We start from the raw sequence: 16,013 nt of genomic DNA on the forward strand, positions 1-16,013 counted from the left end.
CTTTTGATCTTGTTTGTTCAGGATCAACATCAAAAGATCGCAGCCTGCGGCAGCCCCTACAATAGTTCAGCGTTAGCCGGAATTCATTGTCGATTTTTCGGTGGAGCCATCGAGAATCTGGTTTTACTCTCACCCCATGAACATACAAACCGCTGCCCTGCCGCCCCACGCCGAGATGGTTCGCGCCATGCTCGAACGCGACACTGCCTATGAAGGCGTGTTCTTCACGGCCGTAAAAACCACCGGGATCTTCTGCCGTCCCAGTTGCACCGCACGCAAACCGAAACCGGAAAACGTCGAGTTCTTCGCCCATGCCGATGAATGCATGAGCGCCGGTTACCGCGCTTGCTTGCGCTGCAAACCGCTGGACGCTGCGGCCATTGCGCCGGACTGGATACAGCGTTTGCTCGCGGCCGTCGACGCTGACCCCGAGCTGCGCTGGAGCGATGCGCAATTGCTCGCCGAAGGCATTGAGCCGCTGAAGCTGCGGCGCTGGTTCAAGCAGCATTTCGGCATGACATTTCATGCCTGGCTGCGTACCCGGCGCCTGGGCATGGCGCTGGGCGGGATCAAGCAAGGCACCTCGATCGACCACGCAGCGTTCGATTCCGGGTATGAATCGCTCAGCGGGTTTCGCGACGCCTTCCAGAAATCATTCCACATCACCCCGGGCCGCACCGCCCACAGTGAACCGCTGTTGTTTACCCGACTGACCACGCCGCTGGGGCCGATGATTGCCATGGCTGAGCAACGCGGTCTGGTGTTGCTCGAGTTTCTCGACCGGCCGGCATTGACCCGGGAAGTCGAGGAGTTGCAGAACCGCTATGGCTACGTGGTCGCACCGGGGCATAACGCGCATTTGCAGCAGATCGAGCATGAGCTGGTACAGTATTTCGCCGGCCGCTTGACCGCGTTTACCGTCGCCTTGCACCTGCCCGGCAGCGAGTTCGCCCGGCAAGTCTGGTCGGCCCTGCAGCAAATCCCCTACGGCCAAACCAGCACCTACGGCGCCGTTGCCGCCAGCCTGGGCAAACCCGGCGCCAGTCGCGCGGTGGGCCTGGCCAACGGTCAAAATCGCCTCTCGATTGTGGTGCCTTGCCATCGGGTGATCGGCGCGGACGGCTCGCTCACCGGCTATGGTGGAGGTCAGCCGCGCAAGGCGTTCCTGTTGAGGCTGGAAAACGCCGCCGTTCAGCTCACACAACAACTGGCTTTCTGACGACTTGAATCGACTCATAAAAAGGGATTTCGATGGACGCATGCGACACTCGGATTGATTTCGCCAGGGCAATCAACCGCCCGGGCTGTCAGCGTGACTGACGCTTATAAAGCGGCCAGCTCATTCCTCGCCGCCCTCGATGCCGACTGGCAACGACACATCGCCGCTGTCGGCCCTTGCCTGCATCAACCGCATCCGGCGCGCGACCCGTACGAATCGCTGGTGCGGGCGATTGCCTATCAGCAACTGCATGCCAAGGCTGGAGATGCGATTGTCGGTCGGTTGGTCGGGTTGTTTCCCGGGCAATCGTTTCCGCGACCGGAGCAAATCCTCGCCACCGGGTTTGATCAACTGCGCAGCTGTGGGTTTTCGGCGGGCAAGATTGCGACGATTCAGGGGATTGCCCAGGCGACGCTGGATGGCGTGGTGCCGGATTACGCCACGGCGTTGGCGTTGGATGATGAAGCGCTGATCGAGCGGTTGGTCGGCCTACGCGGGGTCGGGCGCTGGACAGTGGAGATGTTGTTGATTTACAGCCTTGAGCGGATGGACATCTTGCCGGCGGATGATTTTGGCGTGCGCGAGGGGTATCGGCGGTTGAAGGGGTTGGAGGTGCAGCCGACGCGAAAACAGATGGTTGAGATTGGTTTGGGCTGGAGTCCGTATCGGACGGTGGCGGCGTGGTATTTGTGGCGGGTGGCCAAGCCGTAGACCGCATCATCGTTCATCGCTGGCAAGCTCCCACAGGTTTTGTGTCGGATGGAAAACTTGTGTTCGCCGCTAGACTCTGTGGGAGCTGGCTTGCCAGCGATGGCCTCTACACGTTCCGCACATGTTCCAAGACCAGACACTATCCCAATGTAGGAGCTGCCGAAGGCTGCGATCTTTTGATTTTGTCTTTAAAAAAACCAAATCAAAAGATCGCAGCCTTCGGCAGCTCCTACAGAGGAATGCGGTGGACTGTATCGCACTGTGTACCGCCAGGCGGCAGACACATCCAATGCACAAATTCGCACAGTGGCGACACACCAACGATACACCCCAACGCTCAAATCACCCGGTCGATCCCACTCACCCGATCCACCGGAGATTCCCCATGACCACCACCCTTTCGAGCGCCGTCAAAGGCTTGCACCTGAACCTTGACCGCGCCGGTGCCTGGCTGGCGCCGCTGACCCTGCGCGTGTTTATCGCCTGGGAATTTTTCGAGTCGGGGCTCGAGAAGTTCAACGGGCAGAACTGGTTTGAAGACATTCAGGACAAATTCCCGTTTCCCTTCGATCACCTGCCGGCGACACTGAACTGGGAACTGTCGATGTGGGCCGAGCTGATCTGCGCCTTGGCGATCCTTATCGGTTTCGGCACGCGAATCTCGGCCATTTCGCTGATCGTGGTGACCGTCGTCGCCACCGCCGCCGTGCACTGGCCTGCCGACTGGTCGTCATTGAGCGAACTGGCCCAAGGTTACGCGATCACCAACAAGGGCTTCGGCAACTTTAAGCTGCCGGTGATTTACCTGGCAGCTTTGGTGCCGCTGGTGTTCGCCGGCGCCGGCAAGTTGAGCATCGATGCGTGGCTGGCGCGGGTGTTGTGGAATCGCCGCGACCGCTGAAGCTCAATGCGCGCGATCCAGGGCCACCAACAAGGCACTGTCACGGCTGTAGATGTCTGGCGAATAACGCACATGACCGGCGCTGTCGACCTGCGCCGTCCAGTAGGTCATCAGGATCGGCACCGGCGCCGACAAGCGAAACTCATGGGTGGCGCCGGTGGCGAGCAAGGTGTCGGTGCGCGCCCTTTCCGCAGGGCTGAGCAGCAGATCGCGCAGTTGCATCGGGTGCTCGACCCTGACGCAGCCTGAGCTGAACGCCCGCGGCCCTTTGTCGAACAGTGCCTTGCTCGGCGTGTCATGCAGGTACACCGAAAACGGATTGGGGAAGCGAATGACCATCTGTCCCAACGGATTACGTGGCCCCGCGTCCTGGCGCAAAAGGATGTTGCCGGGGTGGTCCCAGTCGATGTCTGCGGCCGCCAACGGCTGACCGTTGGCATCCAGCACTTGCAGATTATGCCGACTGAGGAAGGTCTGGTCCTTGCGGATCTCCGGCAGTTTGTCTTCCTTCCAGATGGTTGGCGGCACGGTCCAGGTCGGGTTCAGCGTCAGGCGCGTGACGCGGGATTTGAGCAGCGGGGTCTGGCGCTCGGCACGGCCGACCTGGGTGCGCGTCTGCCACACCGGTTCCCCGCCCTTATACAAGGTCAGTTCCGCCGCTGCGACGTTGACCAGCAAACCATCGGGCTCCATGTCCTGGGCCAGCCAACGGAAACGCTCAAGGTTGACCCGCAGTTGCTCACGGCGGGTCAGCGGGCTGATGTTGAGTTCGGCAATCGTCCCCGGCCCGACCACACCGTCAGCCTGCAACGAATGATTGGCCTGGAAGCTTTTCACCGCGTCCACCAACGCGCCTTCGTAAACAATGTCGGTAGTGCCGACCGCGTGGCTCAGATAGCCTTCGCTGTACAAGCGCTGGGCCAGTTCCGGCACGCGTTTGTCTTCCATGGAGGGGCGCAACAGCGGCCCGCTGCCCACCGACTGCCATTTCGGCAAGGCTGTGAGCCGTTGCGCAGCGTAGAGCTGGCGCAATTTCTGATATTGCGCCAAGTGCGGACGGGCCAGGTCGAACGCCGCCGGAATGTCATGCATACCCGGCACGGCTATCGCCAGCAGTTCGGCCTGACGGTCACGCTGTGTGTCATCGGCATGCCACAACGGCTCGAAGTGTGATTGCAGCAGACGGCCGTAATGCAGATCCTGCAGGGCTTGCAGGTAATAGCGGCTGATATCGATATCGGCGCACAACTCGCCATCCTGCGGCGCGGCCAACGCGACCGGATAGCGTTGCGGGCTGAGCCCATCGTCGGCCAACAGCGGCAGTTGCGTCTGCAAAGCCTGCAATCGTCCCGACTCGCTGGTCCAGACCGGCATCCAGTCCTGTTGCTGATAGAAGGCTTGCAGCTGTTGCAACGACGGGCCGCTGAGCTGCTTTGCGAGCGCCGGGCAGGTCTGTGGCAGACCGATCAATACGGCATGCAATGGACTTTGCAACTCGACCGGCATTTCGGCAGGAGGTGTCGGCAGCGTCTGCAATGGCGGCAGTGATTCATCGGCACAAGCGACAAACGGCGCTGCGAGCAAACAAATGCTCAAGTAGGATGCGTACTTTTTGAACAACTGCTTTACTCCAATCCATGGCCAACTTGATGATGGCCACCTTACATCAGGTGCGCTGAACAGTCAGGCTCGAACTTCGGGCTTGCAGGTTACGACTGGACGTCAGGAGCCAAAGTGCCAAATAAGTAGCAAGTTGAGGACACTTTATAAATGTTGACGTATTTGCGCCGACTTCTGCTGACCACCGCGACCCTTGTCGCCGTGAGCAGTCCAGCTTTCGCCGCCGGCAAACCATCGCCGGTTCTCTTCACCAGCCTCGCGCACGCCGCGCCAGAACTCAATCCCCAGGCGCTGAAAGGTGCCTTGAGCGCCATGCAATGTGCGGTCAACAGCGGAGCCAAGCCGTCCCGCCACCTGGCGATCATCGACTATTCGCAACCGTCCACCGAACGCCGACTGTGGATCTTTGACCTCAACCGGAAAAAACTGGTGCTGCGCGATCTGGTCGCCCACGGTTCCAACTCCGGGGAAAATTTCGCCACCCAGTTTTCCAATGTCGAAGGCAGCTTTCAATCCAGCCTCGGCTTGTTCCGCACCCAGGAAAGCTACAGCGGCACTCATGGTTACTCGCTGCGCATGGATGGTCTGGAACCCGGCTTCAATGATCTGGCGCGTGATCGCGCTATCGTCATTCACGCCGCCGATTACGTGAATCCGTTGTGGAGCAAGCGTCAGGGCCGCATCGGTCGCAGCCAGGGTTGCCCGGCCGTCCGCCCACAGATTGCGAAACAGGTGATCGACAAACTGAAGAACGGCCAGTTCATGTTCTCGTGGTACCCGGATCAGCGCTGGTTGAAGAAGTCGCCGTATCTCAACTGCCAGCCGCAGCAGGTGGCGAGCATCATCAGTACCCACGCCAGCTAACGAATCACCGCAATCCCCGTGTAGGAGCTGCCGAAGGCTCGGGCCGCGATCGGACGATCTTTTGACTCTGCTTTTTTAAGATCAAAAGATCGCAGCGTGCCGCAGCTCCTACAGGGATTTGTGGTGCTTAGAAATTATCTGAGCCACGCAGACCTCCTATGGGAGCCAGCCCGCTGATCTGCATTCGGCTGATGATCAGGGCCATGACCATCAATGCCGTGCCCACACCGAAAGTGATGTGCATGCCACTGCCGATGACGGCGGCGGGCGCTTGCGTCGGGTTACCGGTGGCCACGGCAAACACCGCGCCCATCGCCGCCGCGCCTGTGATCAACCCCAGGTTGCGGGCCAGCCCGAGCAGCGCCGACACCACGCCGCGCTGGTCCTGACTCACCGCCGCCATCAGCCCGGTATTGTTGGCCGCCTGGAACAGCGCGTAACTGCCGGCGATCACCGTCATCGGCAACACGTAAGCAGGCAATCCGAAACTCATCGGCAGCAGCGCCAATAACCCGCAACCGCAAACCATCCCGAGCAAGGCACCCGGCACCACCCGCTGTGCGCCGAAACGATCGACCAGCCGTCCGGCAGGCACGCCACCGAGCGCAGCCAGCAACGGCCCGACCGACAACACCAGCCCGACCACGGTGGGGCTGAGACTCAAACCGCGACTCAGGTAAAACGGCCCTACCACCAGCGTGGTCATCATCACGGTCGTCACCAGCAACGTCAGCGCCAGACTGCCACTCAGGCGTAGATCGGCGAACAGTGACAGGCGAATCAGCGGTGCCCTGGCTTTCATCTCGATCACGATGAACAAACCCACGCCGCACAGGCTGATCAACAGCAACCTCAGCGTGAAACCTTCAAGCGTCATCGCCAGCGCATAGGTCGCCAGCGTCAACACCAGCACCCCGCTGCCAAGGTAATCAAACGCAACTCGCGGCGCTGCGGCCCGATCTGCGGGCAGATAGCGGTACACCAGCCATGCGTTGAGCAGTCCCAATGGCACGTTGAGTAAAAATATCGATTGCCAGCCAACATGCGCCATCAACAACCCACCCAGCGACGGGCCGAGGGTGGTGCCGGTGGCCGACATCGTTGCCAGCAACCCCATCGCACTGCCCGCTCGCGTTTTGGGCACCGCATCGGCCACCAGCGCGACCGTCAATGCAAACATGATCGCTGCGCCAATGCCTTGCACCGCCCGCGCGCCGATCAGCCAGCCAAGCCCCGGGGCCAGCGCGCAAAACAATGAAGCACTGGTGAAAATGCCTATCCCGATCAACAGCAATCGCCGCCGACCAAAGCCATCGCCCAGACGTCCGACGCTGACAATCAACGTGGTGATTGCCAGCAGGTACGCCAGAACAATCCACTGCACCTGTTGGAACGTTGCATCAAACGCCGCCGCCAGCGTCGGCAACCCGGCGTTGGCAATGCTGGTGTCCAGCGACGGCATCAACATCGACAGCGCCAGACTGGTCAGCGCCCAGCGGGCTTGGGTATCGAGGGGTTGTCTGGGCATGGCGTGCTCACTGTACAAAGGACATGCGCCATAGCCTGAGCCTCGACAATACAAGGCGCAAGACGCATGCTTTGCACTCAATACCTGCATGGAACGCCATATCATGACTACTCCGGATCTGAACCTGCTGATCACCCTCGACGTGCTGCTGCGGGAAGGCAGCGTCGCTCGCGCCGCCAAATGCCTGCGGTTGAGCCCTTCTGCCATGAGTCGCGCCTTGGCCCGTCTGCGCGAAACCACCGCAGATCCGTTGCTGGTGCGCGCCGGTCGAGGCCTGGTGCCAACGCCGCGTGCGCTGGAATTGCGCGAACGGGTCAGTCATCTGGTGCAGGAAGCCGAGGCGGTTTTGCGCCCCGCGCAAGTGCTTGATCCCGCGCAGCTACAACGCACCTTCACCTTGCGCAATACCGACGGGTTTGTTGAAACCTTCGCCGCCGCCCTGCTCGCCCGCATTGCCGCCGAGGCGCCCGACGTGCGTCTGCGTTTTGTGCAGAAAGCCGACAAGGACAGCACGTTGCTGCGCGAAGGCCGGGTGGATCTGGAGACCGGTGTAGTCGACGACAGCACCGACCCGACGCTGCACAGCCGCATCCTGTTTCACGATCACTGGATCGGTGTGGTACGTGAGGGTCATCCCTTGAGCGCAGGCAAGGTCAGCGCCAAACGCTTCGCCTCAGGCCAGCATATTCTGGTGTCACGGCGCGGGCGCAGCAGCGGCCCGGTAGATGAAGCGCTACTCGAGTGCGGACTGACGCGGGACATCGTCACGTCGTTCGGCGGTTTTTCGGCGGCACTGACGCTGGTTCGTGAATCAGACCTGATTGCCACCGTCCCGGAACGTCACACCAGCAAACTGCGCACGGGCCTGCACAGTTTCGAGCTGCCATTGAAGATGCCGCAGATCAGCGTGTCGATGCTCTGGCATCCGCGCATGGATGCCGATCCGGCGCATCGCTGGTTGCGCGATTGTGTGCGGGAAGTCTGCGCCTAGCGCGCATCGCCGCCGGCGGGTTTATAAAAGAGGAATTTTTTCGTCTCGGCGGTTTTCCGGTATTCCCTGGCCCAACTCGGGTGGACATTGCGGTCGTGGAAATACAACGCGCCGTTGGTGCGATCCTTGAGTTGACGGTTCAGCGCCTTGCCGGCAACTTCCTTGGCGAGCGCGTATTCGGCGTCTTCCTTGACCTGATCCGGACGCCCGTCACACCACCAGGAAAACTGGCAGCTCCTGGTTTCCGAACCTTGCTTGACCACGGCACACACCGTGTCTGGAAAACCTTCATGGCCGAGGCGATTCATCACCACACTGGCCACGGCCTCCATTTCCGGCGTGTCCTTGCCTTTGGCTTCCCAGTAGATGCTGCGCGCCAGACAAGTGATCGGATCATCCAGCGGCGCGGCGCCGGCAGGGTCGACCGCCTGCACTTCCTTCGGGGTGATCGCCTCGGATTTCGGCGCCGGTGCCGCGCTGACTTTATCGGCGGCCTTTTCTTCCAGCACCTGGGCTTTCTCTTCGGCCTTGGCTTTGATCGGCGCTTGATCGGTGGCCCACGCAGCGCTGGCCAACAGGGTTATTGCGAAGCAGCCAGCCAACCATTTCAATCCCATGTGAACTCTTCCGGCAGGGCCCGGTGCGGGCAAGGTGTTACGTCGGGGAGACGCCCGGATCCCGGGGTCTTGGCTGAGTGTAGACGGCTAAATCAACCGCAGCGTTCCGTAGAAAAAACTGTCGACGGAAGAAAAAGACATTGCACCCACCGGGGGCGTTTCGCGCATCATGGGCGCATTCAGCTCAAGGGAGAATTCCATGCGCTTCATGCCGTCCGTTTTGCGATTTGCCGCGCTGTCCGCAGGCCTGATGTTTGCCGCCTCGGCCTTGGCCACCGACGAGTTGCAACTGATCGAGTCGATCAACAGCTATCGCAGCCAGCCGCAACGTTGTGGCACGCAGGCGTCCAGTGAGTTGCCGCCCCTGTCGGCTGATCCACGCCTGAGGTTGCCGGCCAGCGGCGCCGTCAATCTGCAGCAAGCCATGGCCAGCGCCAGTTACCCGATGGTCAACGTACAGGCGATCACCCTCAACGGCCCACGCGATGCGGCGTCGGCGATGAAGGCGATTCAGGAGAGCTTCTGTCAGGTGGTGCTGGATCCACAGTTTGTCGATGTCGGCGTCAGCCGCGCCGATCGCGACTGGCGCATTGTGCTGGCGCGGCCGCTGCTGTCAGCCAAACTTGGCGACGCGCAGAGTGAAGGACAAAAATTGCTCGAACAACTCAACACCGCACGCAGCCAGCCACGCCAGTGTGGCGGCCAGGCCTTTGCCGCCGCCGCACCGCTGGCGTGGAATGCGACCTTGGGCACTGTCGCTCAGGATCACAGCCGCGACATGGCCAACAAAAACTACCTCGACCACAAAGACCGCGACGGCCGCACCCCCGGCGATCGCGCTGAGCTGTCGGGCTACAGCGGGCAACTGGTTGGTGAAAACATCGCCGCCGGCCAAGACACCGTGGGCAAAGTCGTCGACGGCTGGCTCGCCAGTCCCGGCCACTGCGCCAACCTGATGAACCCGCAATACAAGGAACTGGGGGCCGCTTATGCGACCGATCCGAAAAGCGATGCGGGGATTTACTGGACCGCGATGTTTGGTGCGCAATAACCCTCAGGCTCACGCCTGCAAAGTTCGGTGATGTGTACTGATTCTGTGCACACCACAAAATGTGTGGGAGCTGGCTTGCCAGCGATGGCGGTGGGTCAGCCAACATCAATGTCGACTGTGCGGCCCTCATCGCTGGCAAGCCAGCTCCCACAGGGTCTTGCGGTGTTCACGGATTTTCGACCAACACAGCTCCCACACTTGATCATCGACGCGATCAATCAGCCGTTAACTTTCACTGATTGGACGCCCATGGCAGTTACGCCTACCCTGCCCGTCCAAACCCGTTCATCAGCGGTTTCAATACTGCGAGGCTGTCATGACAGAGCGCGTCCTGGTCGATGCTCACAACCGCCGCGTCGACTATCTGCGCATGTCAGTGACCGACCGTTGCGACTTCCGCTGTGTCTATTGCATGGCTGAAGACATGCAGTTTCTGCCGCGCCAGCAAGTGCTGACGCTGGAAGAAATCTTTCAACTGGCGCAGAGCTTCGTCGCGCTGGGCACCCGCAAGATTCGCCTCACCGGCGGCGAGCCGCTGATCCGTCGCGGCGTGGTGCAGTTGTGCGAACAGATCGCCGCGTTGCCCGGCCTGCGTGAACTGTGCCTGACCACCAACGGCTCGCAACTGGGCAAACTCGCCGCGCCGCTGTTCGACGCCGGGGTCAAACGCCTGAACATCAGCCTCGACAGCCTCGATCCCGAGCGCTTCAAGCAGATGACCCGCACCGGCGATCTGGCGCAAGTGATCGACGGCATCGATGCCGCGCGCCAGGCCGGTTTCACCCGCACCAAGCTCAACTGCGTGGTGATGCAGGGCCGCAACGATCACGAGATCAATGATCTGGTGAGTTTTGCCATCGACCGTCAGCTCGATATTTCTTTCATCGAGGAAATGCCACTGGGGATCATCAGCGACCACAGCCGTGCGGAGTCGTTTTTTTCCAGCGTGCAGGTCCGCGAGAAAATCGCCGAGCGCTACACGCTGATCGACTCTACGGAATCGACTCAAGGCCCGTCGCGCTATTGGCGTCTGGCCGAGGCTCCGCAGATTCGCTTGGGGTTTATCTCGCCGCACAGCCACAACTTCTGCGGCACCTGCAATCGGGTGCGGCTCACCGTCGAAGGTCGTCTGCTACTGTGTCTGGGTAACGAACATTCGGTGGATTTGAAAGCAGTGCTGCGCGCTCATCCGGGGCATCCGCAACGTCTGGAGAACGCCATCATCGAGGCGATGAAAATCAAACCGTATCGGCATAACTTCGAAATCAACGACGACGTCCAGGTCGTACGCTTCATGAACATGACCGGCGGCTGATCCGCCGCTTTCCTGCGTTATCGGGACCGCTCTGCATGATCATAAGACCCAAGGTCAGCCAGTTCGCCATTCTCTTCACCCTCAAGGGCTCGATTGCCAAGCGCATCGCGTTGCGCACCTTGATGGTCACGCTGCTGGCCTCGGCCATCGTGCTGGTCGAAATTCTTCATCCGAGCAGTTTCACCAAGGTCAACGCCACGCCGTTCACTTTGCTCGGCTTGTCGCTGTCGATCTTCATGAGCTTTCGCAACAACGCCTGTTACGACCGCTGGTACGAGGCACGCAAGGCCTGGGGTGAGGTGATCGTGCACATTCGGTCGGTCATTCGCGAAACCCATGTCATCCGCGAATCCGCAGAACGCAAACCGCTGCTGCTCAACCTGTGCGGGTTTGCCCATGCGCTCAATGCGCGGTTGCGCAAGGAGAGTGAAGCCGACGCCAGCCGTCAGTAGATCACCCCAAAACACGATGCGGGGGTGCCGGATTACAGCGCGCGGATCCTGCAACAGGTCGGCCAGCAGTGTTCCGATCTGCATCAAAACGGTGAGCTGAGCGAGTGGCGCTACATGCTGCTGGCCAATCACCTGACCAGCCTGACGCAAGCGCAAGCCGTGTGCGAGCGGATCAAAACCACGCCACTGCCGTTTCCCTACACGCTGCTGTTGCACCGCACGATCTACCTGTTCTGCATTCTGCTGCCGTTCGCCATGGCCGAACCGCTGGGCTGGCTGACGCCCTTGTTTACCGCGATTGTCAGCTACACCTTTTTTGGTCTGGACGCGATTGCCGATGAACTGGAAGACCCGTTTGGCCGCGATGAGAATGATCTGCCGACCGACGCGCTGGTGCGCACGATCGAGCGCGACATTCTCGCCGAACTCGGCGTGGCGGATCTTCCGCCGCCGCTGAAGCCGGTCGATTATGTCCTGAGCTGATCACCCCGTTTCCAAGCGCGGGAGCCATGTCATGTTGATCGTTTGCGTCTCCGTGAGACCGGGCGTTCGTCTGCTGCGCTGAGCAACCGGTCACAGCGCATCCCGGAAACAGTCGTTTACACGCCCGCAGATTCCCCCTTACTATCCGGGCACACCGGTCGACGGGTCAGTCCCGCCGCCGACGTTTTCCGCCAACGGAAACATGCGTTATGAGCACGTCACTACAACAACCAGAATCGTTGACCGTCTCTACTCAGCGCGCCCTCTCTCACAGGGGCGGCGTATGAATCGTATCGTCAATCTCCCCATGGCCCTGCGCCGTTCCAAGCTGCGTCACTCCGCACGCCCGCCGGATATCGCCCGGACGCTCTGATCGCGCGCGTTTAAAGCCGCGACAGCCCCCTGCTCCCTGATATCCCCTGCCAGGACGCCCGCGCCTATTCTCGCGCCGCGTCTGGCCTGAACCTGCGCGCCTGTGCGGCGCCAACGTGAGTGTTTGCCATGAAATTCGCAGCCATTGAAGACGCACGCCTGTTCCTTGAACAAAACCCCGACATCGACATGATCGAGCTGTTCATCCTCGACGCCAACGGCGTGCCGCGCGGCAAGTTGTTGCACCGCGAAGAATTGCTCGCCGTGTATGAAAGCGGTCGCCCGCTGCCCAGCACCATCCTCGGTCTGACCGTGCAGGGTGAGGACGTCGAGAACTCCGGCCTGGTCTGGGATGTCGGCGATATCGACTGCCGCGCCTATCCGCTGGAAGGCAGTCTGGTGCGCCTGCCGTGGCGCAAGATTCCGACCGCTGCAGTGCAGGTCAGCATGCACCCGACCGAGGGCATGCCCGCCAGCATTGCCGACCCGCGACACCTGCTGATCAAGGTCATCGACGGCCTCAAGGCCGAGGGCTACAACCCGGTGATGGCCTGCGAGCTGGAGTTTTATCTGCTCGACGCCAAACGCGATCACAACGGTCGTCCGCAACCGGCACTCGATGCTGATGGTGGTCGACCGCGACATACCCAAGTCTACGGTTTGCGCGAGCTTGAGCAGATCGAACCGTTCCTCGCCGACCTTTACAGCGCCTGCAAACTGCACGGCATTCCGGCGCGTACGGCAATCTCGGAATACGCACCGGGTCAGGTGGAAATCACCCTCGAACACGGTGATGCGCTGGAGGCAATGGATCAGGCGGTGCGCTACAAGCGACTGGTCAAAGCCGTGGCGCACAAGCACGGCATGCAGGCGACATTCATGGCCAAGCCGTTCGATGATCTGGCCGGCACCGGCATGCACATGCATGTCAGCCTCGCCGATGGCGAGGGGCGCAACCTGTTCGCCTCCGAAGACCCGGCCGGCACGCCGCTGCTGCGCACGGCGATTGGCGGCATGCTCGCCTCGTTGCTCGATTCGCTGCTGCTGTTCTGCCCGAACGCCAACTCCTACCGACGCTTTCAGGCCAACAGCTACGCGCCACTGGCGCCGACCTGGGGCGTCGACAACCGCACCGTCAGCCTGCGCGTACCGGGCGGCCCGGCCAACACCCGGCACATCGAGCATCGCATCTGCGGCGCCGACGCCAACCCGTATCTGGCGGCGGCGGCGATTCTTGCCGGCATCCATCGGGGCATTCGGGAGAACCTTGATCCGGGCGCGCCGGTTGAGGGCAACGGCTATGCGCAAGCCAAGGAATTGCTGCCAACCGATTGGCTGACGTCGTTGCAGGCACTGGAACATTCGGTGTGGGCACGCGATGCCTTGGGCCAGGAATTTCTCGGGGTGTATCTGGCGGTGAAGCGTGCCGAATATCGGCAGTTCATGGCTGAAGTGGGTGAGCAGGATTGGCGCTGGTATCTGACCGAGGCCTGATTAAACCCCGCTAACCTGTGGGAGCTGGCAAGCCAGCTCCCACAGGGATCCCGATTAGCTTCCCGAATTTTGTGTGGACACTGACATGACTGAACGTTGCAATTCCTACTACACCGCCACCCTCAACCAAGAGACCGATTACCCGACCCTGCAGGGCCGGCACAAGGTTGATGTGGTGATCATCGGCGGTGGCTTCACCGGCGTCGCCACCGCTGTCGAACTCGCCGAAAAAGGCTTGAAGGTCGCCATCGTCGAAAGCAACAAGATCGGCTGGGGCGCCACCGGGCGCAATGGCGGGCAGGTCACCGGCAGCCTCTCCGGCGACGGCGCCATGCGCAAACAGATGCGCCCGACACTCGGTGACGAGGTCGACGATTTCATCTGGCATCTGCGCTGGCGCGGCCACGAAATCATCAAACAGCGCGTGGAAAAATACGCCATTGAGTGCGACCTCAAGCACGGCCACCTGCACGCCGCGTACAAGCCGAGTCACATGACCGATCTGCGCAAGGATTATGAAGAAGCGGTGCGTCGCGGTCTGGGTGACGAGGTCAGCCTGCTCGACCGCAGTCAGGTGCGCGATCTGCTGCAAAGCGACCTTTACCACGGCGCGATCAAGAATACCCGCAACATGCACCTGCACCCGCTCAACCTGTGCATCGGTGAAGCGCGGGCGGCGGAAAGTCTCGGTGCGCTGATCTTCGAAAACAGCGAAGTGCTGGAGATCATTCACGGTGACACCCCAGGCGTGAGAACTGCCCACGGCCAGATCGACGCCAACCAGGTGATGCTGGCCGGCGACGTTTATCACAAGCTCGAACCTGGCCAGCTAAAGGGCAAGATTTTCCCGGCCATGGGCGGCATCGTCACCACCGCGCCGCTGGGCGATCTGGCCAGGCAGATCAACCCCGAAGACCTCGCGGTGTACGACTGCCGTTTCGTCCTCGACTACTACCGCCTCACTGCCGACGGCCGTCTGCTGTTTGGCGGCGGCGCCAACTATAGCGGCAAGGACTCACGCGACATCGCCGCCGAACTGCGCCCGTGCATCGAGCAGACTTTCCCGGCGCTCAAAGGCGTGCAGATCGACTATCAGTGGAGTTGCGCGATGGGCATCGTCATCAACCGTATCCCGCAACTGGGCAAACTTTCGGACAACGTCTGGTACTGCCAGGGTTACTCGGGGCATGGCATCGCCACGACGCACATCATGGGCGAAATCATGAGCCGGGCGATTACCGGGCAGATGGCGCAGTACGATACGTTCGCGGCGTGTCAGCACATTCGCGTGCCGATGGGGGATTTGCTCGGCAATCCCTTGCTGGCGGCGGGGATGTGGTATTACCAGATGCTTGAAAAATTGCGTTGACGGCCCTGGCCCCATCGCCCGCCCCGTGCGCATTCCTGATCGGCCACGGTCACTGTAGGAGCTGCCGAAGGCTGCGATCTTTTGATCTTGTTTTTTACAATCAAAGTCAAAAGATCGCAGCGTGCCGCAGCTCCTACAGGGTTGAGCGCTGATTACAAAATTCAGTCAGGCAACTGCTCCACCTCAATCCCCAACCGCCGATAATCCTCGACACTGCCCGATGCCAGACGCTGTTCGGTAATCAGCGTATGCACGCGATTGCACGGCGTCACCACAAACGGCTCGACCGCCCCCAGCTTGTCCGCCGTGGTGACTGCAATCACTTGGGCGGCGCTCTCGAACAATGCCTGCTTCACCGGCACCTCATCGAAATACAGCGAGCTCAGCCCAACCTCCGGGTGAATCGCGCAGACCCCGGTAAACAGCACGTCAGCCTTGATACTTTGCAGCAGCCGCACGGTTTCGTGGCCGCTGACTGACATCGTCGCCAGATTGAGTTGCCCGCCCGCAAGAATCACCTTGATGCCTTGGTATTCGGCGAGTGTGATCGCGGTCATTGGCGACGTGGTAACGGCGGTAATCCGGATATCTGCAGGCAATGAGCGCGCGATCTGCAACGTGGTGGTACCGGAATCGAACAGCACGATCTGGCCGTCCTTGACCCTTCCGGCAGCGAGCTGCGCCAGGCGGGTCTTCACTTCATCGGTTTCGCTGATGCGGGTGAAGTAATCCTTGCCGGTGTCTTTGGGCCGCGGCAACGCCCCGCCGTGTACTCGCTGCACCAGCCCGGCGTTGTCGAGTTCGGCGAGGTCGCGGCGGATCGTATCTTCAGACACCGCAAAATGCTGGCTCAGCTCGGAGGCCATGACCTTGCCGTCGCGTTCCAGAATCAAAAGGATTTTCTGTCGGCGCAGGGACGGCAGTTCGGTGACGGAATGATCGTGCATGGTTCTGCCTGTTTATGCTTGTAGTTGCAGGTTTTCGCGCAGATTAGCGAAAGCCTCGGGCAAACACAAACAGGCAGGT

13 protein-coding genes and 1 pseudogene are annotated in these 16,013 nt (G+C 61.0%); 10 read left to right on the forward strand and 4 right to left on the reverse strand.

The features are described from left to right. Nucleotides 1-136 precede the first annotated feature (136 nt). The 3 genes from AB4P92_RS03710 (at nt 137) to AB4P92_RS03720 (ending at nt 2,831) form a co-directional block, all read left to right on the forward strand. Nucleotides 137-1,219: a bifunctional transcriptional activator/DNA repair enzyme AdaA gene (locus AB4P92_RS03710; protein WP_047300738.1), complete on the forward strand. Its 1,083-nt coding sequence runs from the start codon at nt 137-139 to the stop codon at nt 1,217-1,219. A gap of 93 nt (nt 1,220-1,312) precedes the next feature. Continuing rightward, on the forward strand, nt 1,313-1,930 hold the full coding sequence (locus AB4P92_RS03715) for a DNA-3-methyladenine glycosylase family protein (protein WP_395598903.1): 618 nt from the start codon (nt 1,313-1,315) through the stop codon (nt 1,928-1,930). Between the two features lie 385 nt (nt 1,931-2,315). Then, nucleotides 2,316-2,831 (forward strand): DoxX family protein, encoded by a 516-nt coding sequence (locus tag AB4P92_RS03720; protein ID WP_395598904.1) that lies wholly within the window; start codon nt 2,316-2,318, stop codon nt 2,829-2,831. A gap of 3 nt (nt 2,832-2,834) precedes the next feature. Here the strand turns inward: AB4P92_RS03720 and AB4P92_RS03725 are convergent, their stop codons facing one another. Then, a complete protein-coding gene (locus AB4P92_RS03725; protein ID WP_395598905.1) occupies nt 2,835-4,451 on the reverse strand; it encodes a murein L,D-transpeptidase in 1,617 nt (538 codons plus the stop codon). 150 nt (nt 4,452-4,601) lie between these two features. Between AB4P92_RS03725 and AB4P92_RS03730 the strand changes: the two genes are divergently transcribed. Further along, on the forward strand, nt 4,602-5,315 hold the full coding sequence (locus AB4P92_RS03730) for a murein L,D-transpeptidase catalytic domain family protein (RefSeq protein ID WP_115146840.1): 714 nt from the start codon (nt 4,602-4,604) through the stop codon (nt 5,313-5,315). Between the two features lie 127 nt (nt 5,316-5,442). Here AB4P92_RS03730 and AB4P92_RS03735 read toward each other — a convergent pair whose 3' ends face one another. Then, nucleotides 5,443-6,843: an MFS transporter gene (locus AB4P92_RS03735; protein ID WP_395598906.1), complete on the reverse strand. Its 1,401-nt coding sequence runs from the start codon at nt 6,841-6,843 to the stop codon at nt 5,443-5,445. A 103-nt stretch (nt 6,844-6,946) separates the two neighbouring features. On the opposite strand from AB4P92_RS03735, the gene AB4P92_RS03740 reads away from it, so the two are divergent. Then, nucleotides 6,947-7,834: a LysR family transcriptional regulator gene (locus tag AB4P92_RS03740; RefSeq protein WP_395598907.1), complete on the forward strand. Its 888-nt coding sequence runs from the start codon at nt 6,947-6,949 to the stop codon at nt 7,832-7,834. Here the strand turns inward: AB4P92_RS03740 and AB4P92_RS03745 are convergent. Beyond that, nucleotides 7,831-8,451, reverse strand: coding sequence for a cell wall hydrolase (locus AB4P92_RS03745; RefSeq protein ID WP_042558775.1), 621 nt, complete (start codon nt 8,449-8,451; stop codon nt 7,831-7,833). The genes AB4P92_RS03740 and AB4P92_RS03745 overlap by 4 nt on opposite strands. 199 nt (nt 8,452-8,650) lie before the next feature. Between AB4P92_RS03745 and AB4P92_RS03750 the strand changes: the two genes are divergently transcribed. From AB4P92_RS03750 to AB4P92_RS03770, 5 genes and pseudogenes are all read left to right on the forward strand, one after another. After that, on the forward strand, nt 8,651-9,502 hold the full coding sequence (locus AB4P92_RS03750) for a CAP domain-containing protein (protein WP_210555155.1): 852 nt from the start codon (nt 8,651-8,653) through the stop codon (nt 9,500-9,502). A 316-nt stretch (nt 9,503-9,818) separates the two neighbouring features. Then, nucleotides 9,819-10,817: a GTP 3',8-cyclase MoaA gene (gene moaA / locus AB4P92_RS03755; RefSeq protein WP_395598908.1), complete on the forward strand. Its 999-nt coding sequence runs from the start codon at nt 9,819-9,821 to the stop codon at nt 10,815-10,817. 35 nt (nt 10,818-10,852) lie between these two features. Continuing rightward, nucleotides 10,853-11,752 (forward strand): annotated as a pseudogene (locus tag AB4P92_RS03760) (bestrophin family protein). 501 nt (nt 11,753-12,253) lie between these two features. After that, nucleotides 12,254-13,618 carry a glutamine synthetase family protein gene (locus AB4P92_RS03765; protein ID WP_200615841.1) on the forward strand — a complete coding sequence of 455 codons (1,365 nt, stop codon included), beginning with the start codon at nt 12,254-12,256 and terminating at the stop codon, nt 13,616-13,618. Between the two features lie 85 nt (nt 13,619-13,703). Next, the gene (locus AB4P92_RS03770) at nt 13,704-14,987 is read left to right on the forward strand and encodes an FAD-binding oxidoreductase (protein WP_339479683.1); all 1,284 of its coding nucleotides are present in this window, start codon (nt 13,704-13,706) and stop codon (nt 14,985-14,987) included. Between the two features lie 161 nt (nt 14,988-15,148). On the opposite strand, the gene AB4P92_RS03775 is transcribed toward AB4P92_RS03770, so the two are convergent. After that, complete coding sequence (locus AB4P92_RS03775) at nt 15,149-15,934, reverse strand: DeoR/GlpR family DNA-binding transcription regulator (RefSeq protein ID WP_395598909.1); 786 nt, start codon at nt 15,932-15,934, stop codon at nt 15,149-15,151. Nucleotides 15,935-16,013: the final 79 nt, after the last annotated feature.

Source organism: Pseudomonas sp. A0308 (assembly GCF_044218815.1).
Taxonomy (GTDB): Bacteria; Pseudomonadota; Gammaproteobacteria; order Pseudomonadales; family Pseudomonadaceae; genus Aquipseudomonas; species Aquipseudomonas iridis.

Excerpts from the sequence above, each read along its gene's own strand:
- AB4P92_RS03710 (WP_047300738.1), top strand. The coding sequence starts at position 137 with ATGAACATACAAACCGCTGCCCTGCCGCCCCACGCCGAGATGGTTCGC.
- AB4P92_RS03720 (WP_395598904.1), top strand. The coding sequence starts at position 2,316 with ATGACCACCACCCTTTCGAGCGCCGTCAAAGGCTTGCACCTGAACCTT.
- AB4P92_RS03730 (WP_115146840.1), top strand. The coding sequence starts at position 4,602 with ATGTTGACGTATTTGCGCCGACTTCTGCTGACCACCGCGACCCTTGTC.
- AB4P92_RS03735 (WP_395598906.1), bottom strand. The coding sequence starts at position 6,843 with ATGCCCAGACAACCCCTCGATACCCAAGCCCGCTGGGCGCTGACCAGT.
- AB4P92_RS03740 (WP_395598907.1), top strand. The coding sequence starts at position 6,947 with ATGACTACTCCGGATCTGAACCTGCTGATCACCCTCGACGTGCTGCTG.
- AB4P92_RS03745 (WP_042558775.1), bottom strand. The coding sequence starts at position 8,451 with ATGGGATTGAAATGGTTGGCTGGCTGCTTCGCAATAACCCTGTTGGCC.
- AB4P92_RS03750 (WP_210555155.1), top strand. The coding sequence starts at position 8,651 with ATGCGCTTCATGCCGTCCGTTTTGCGATTTGCCGCGCTGTCCGCAGGC.
- moaA (WP_395598908.1), top strand. The coding sequence starts at position 9,819 with ATGACAGAGCGCGTCCTGGTCGATGCTCACAACCGCCGCGTCGACTAT.
- AB4P92_RS03765 (WP_200615841.1), top strand. The coding sequence starts at position 12,254 with ATGAAATTCGCAGCCATTGAAGACGCACGCCTGTTCCTTGAACAAAAC.
- AB4P92_RS03770 (WP_339479683.1), top strand. The coding sequence starts at position 13,704 with ATGACTGAACGTTGCAATTCCTACTACACCGCCACCCTCAACCAAGAG.
- AB4P92_RS03775 (WP_395598909.1), bottom strand. The coding sequence starts at position 15,934 with ATGCACGATCATTCCGTCACCGAACTGCCGTCCCTGCGCCGACAGAAA.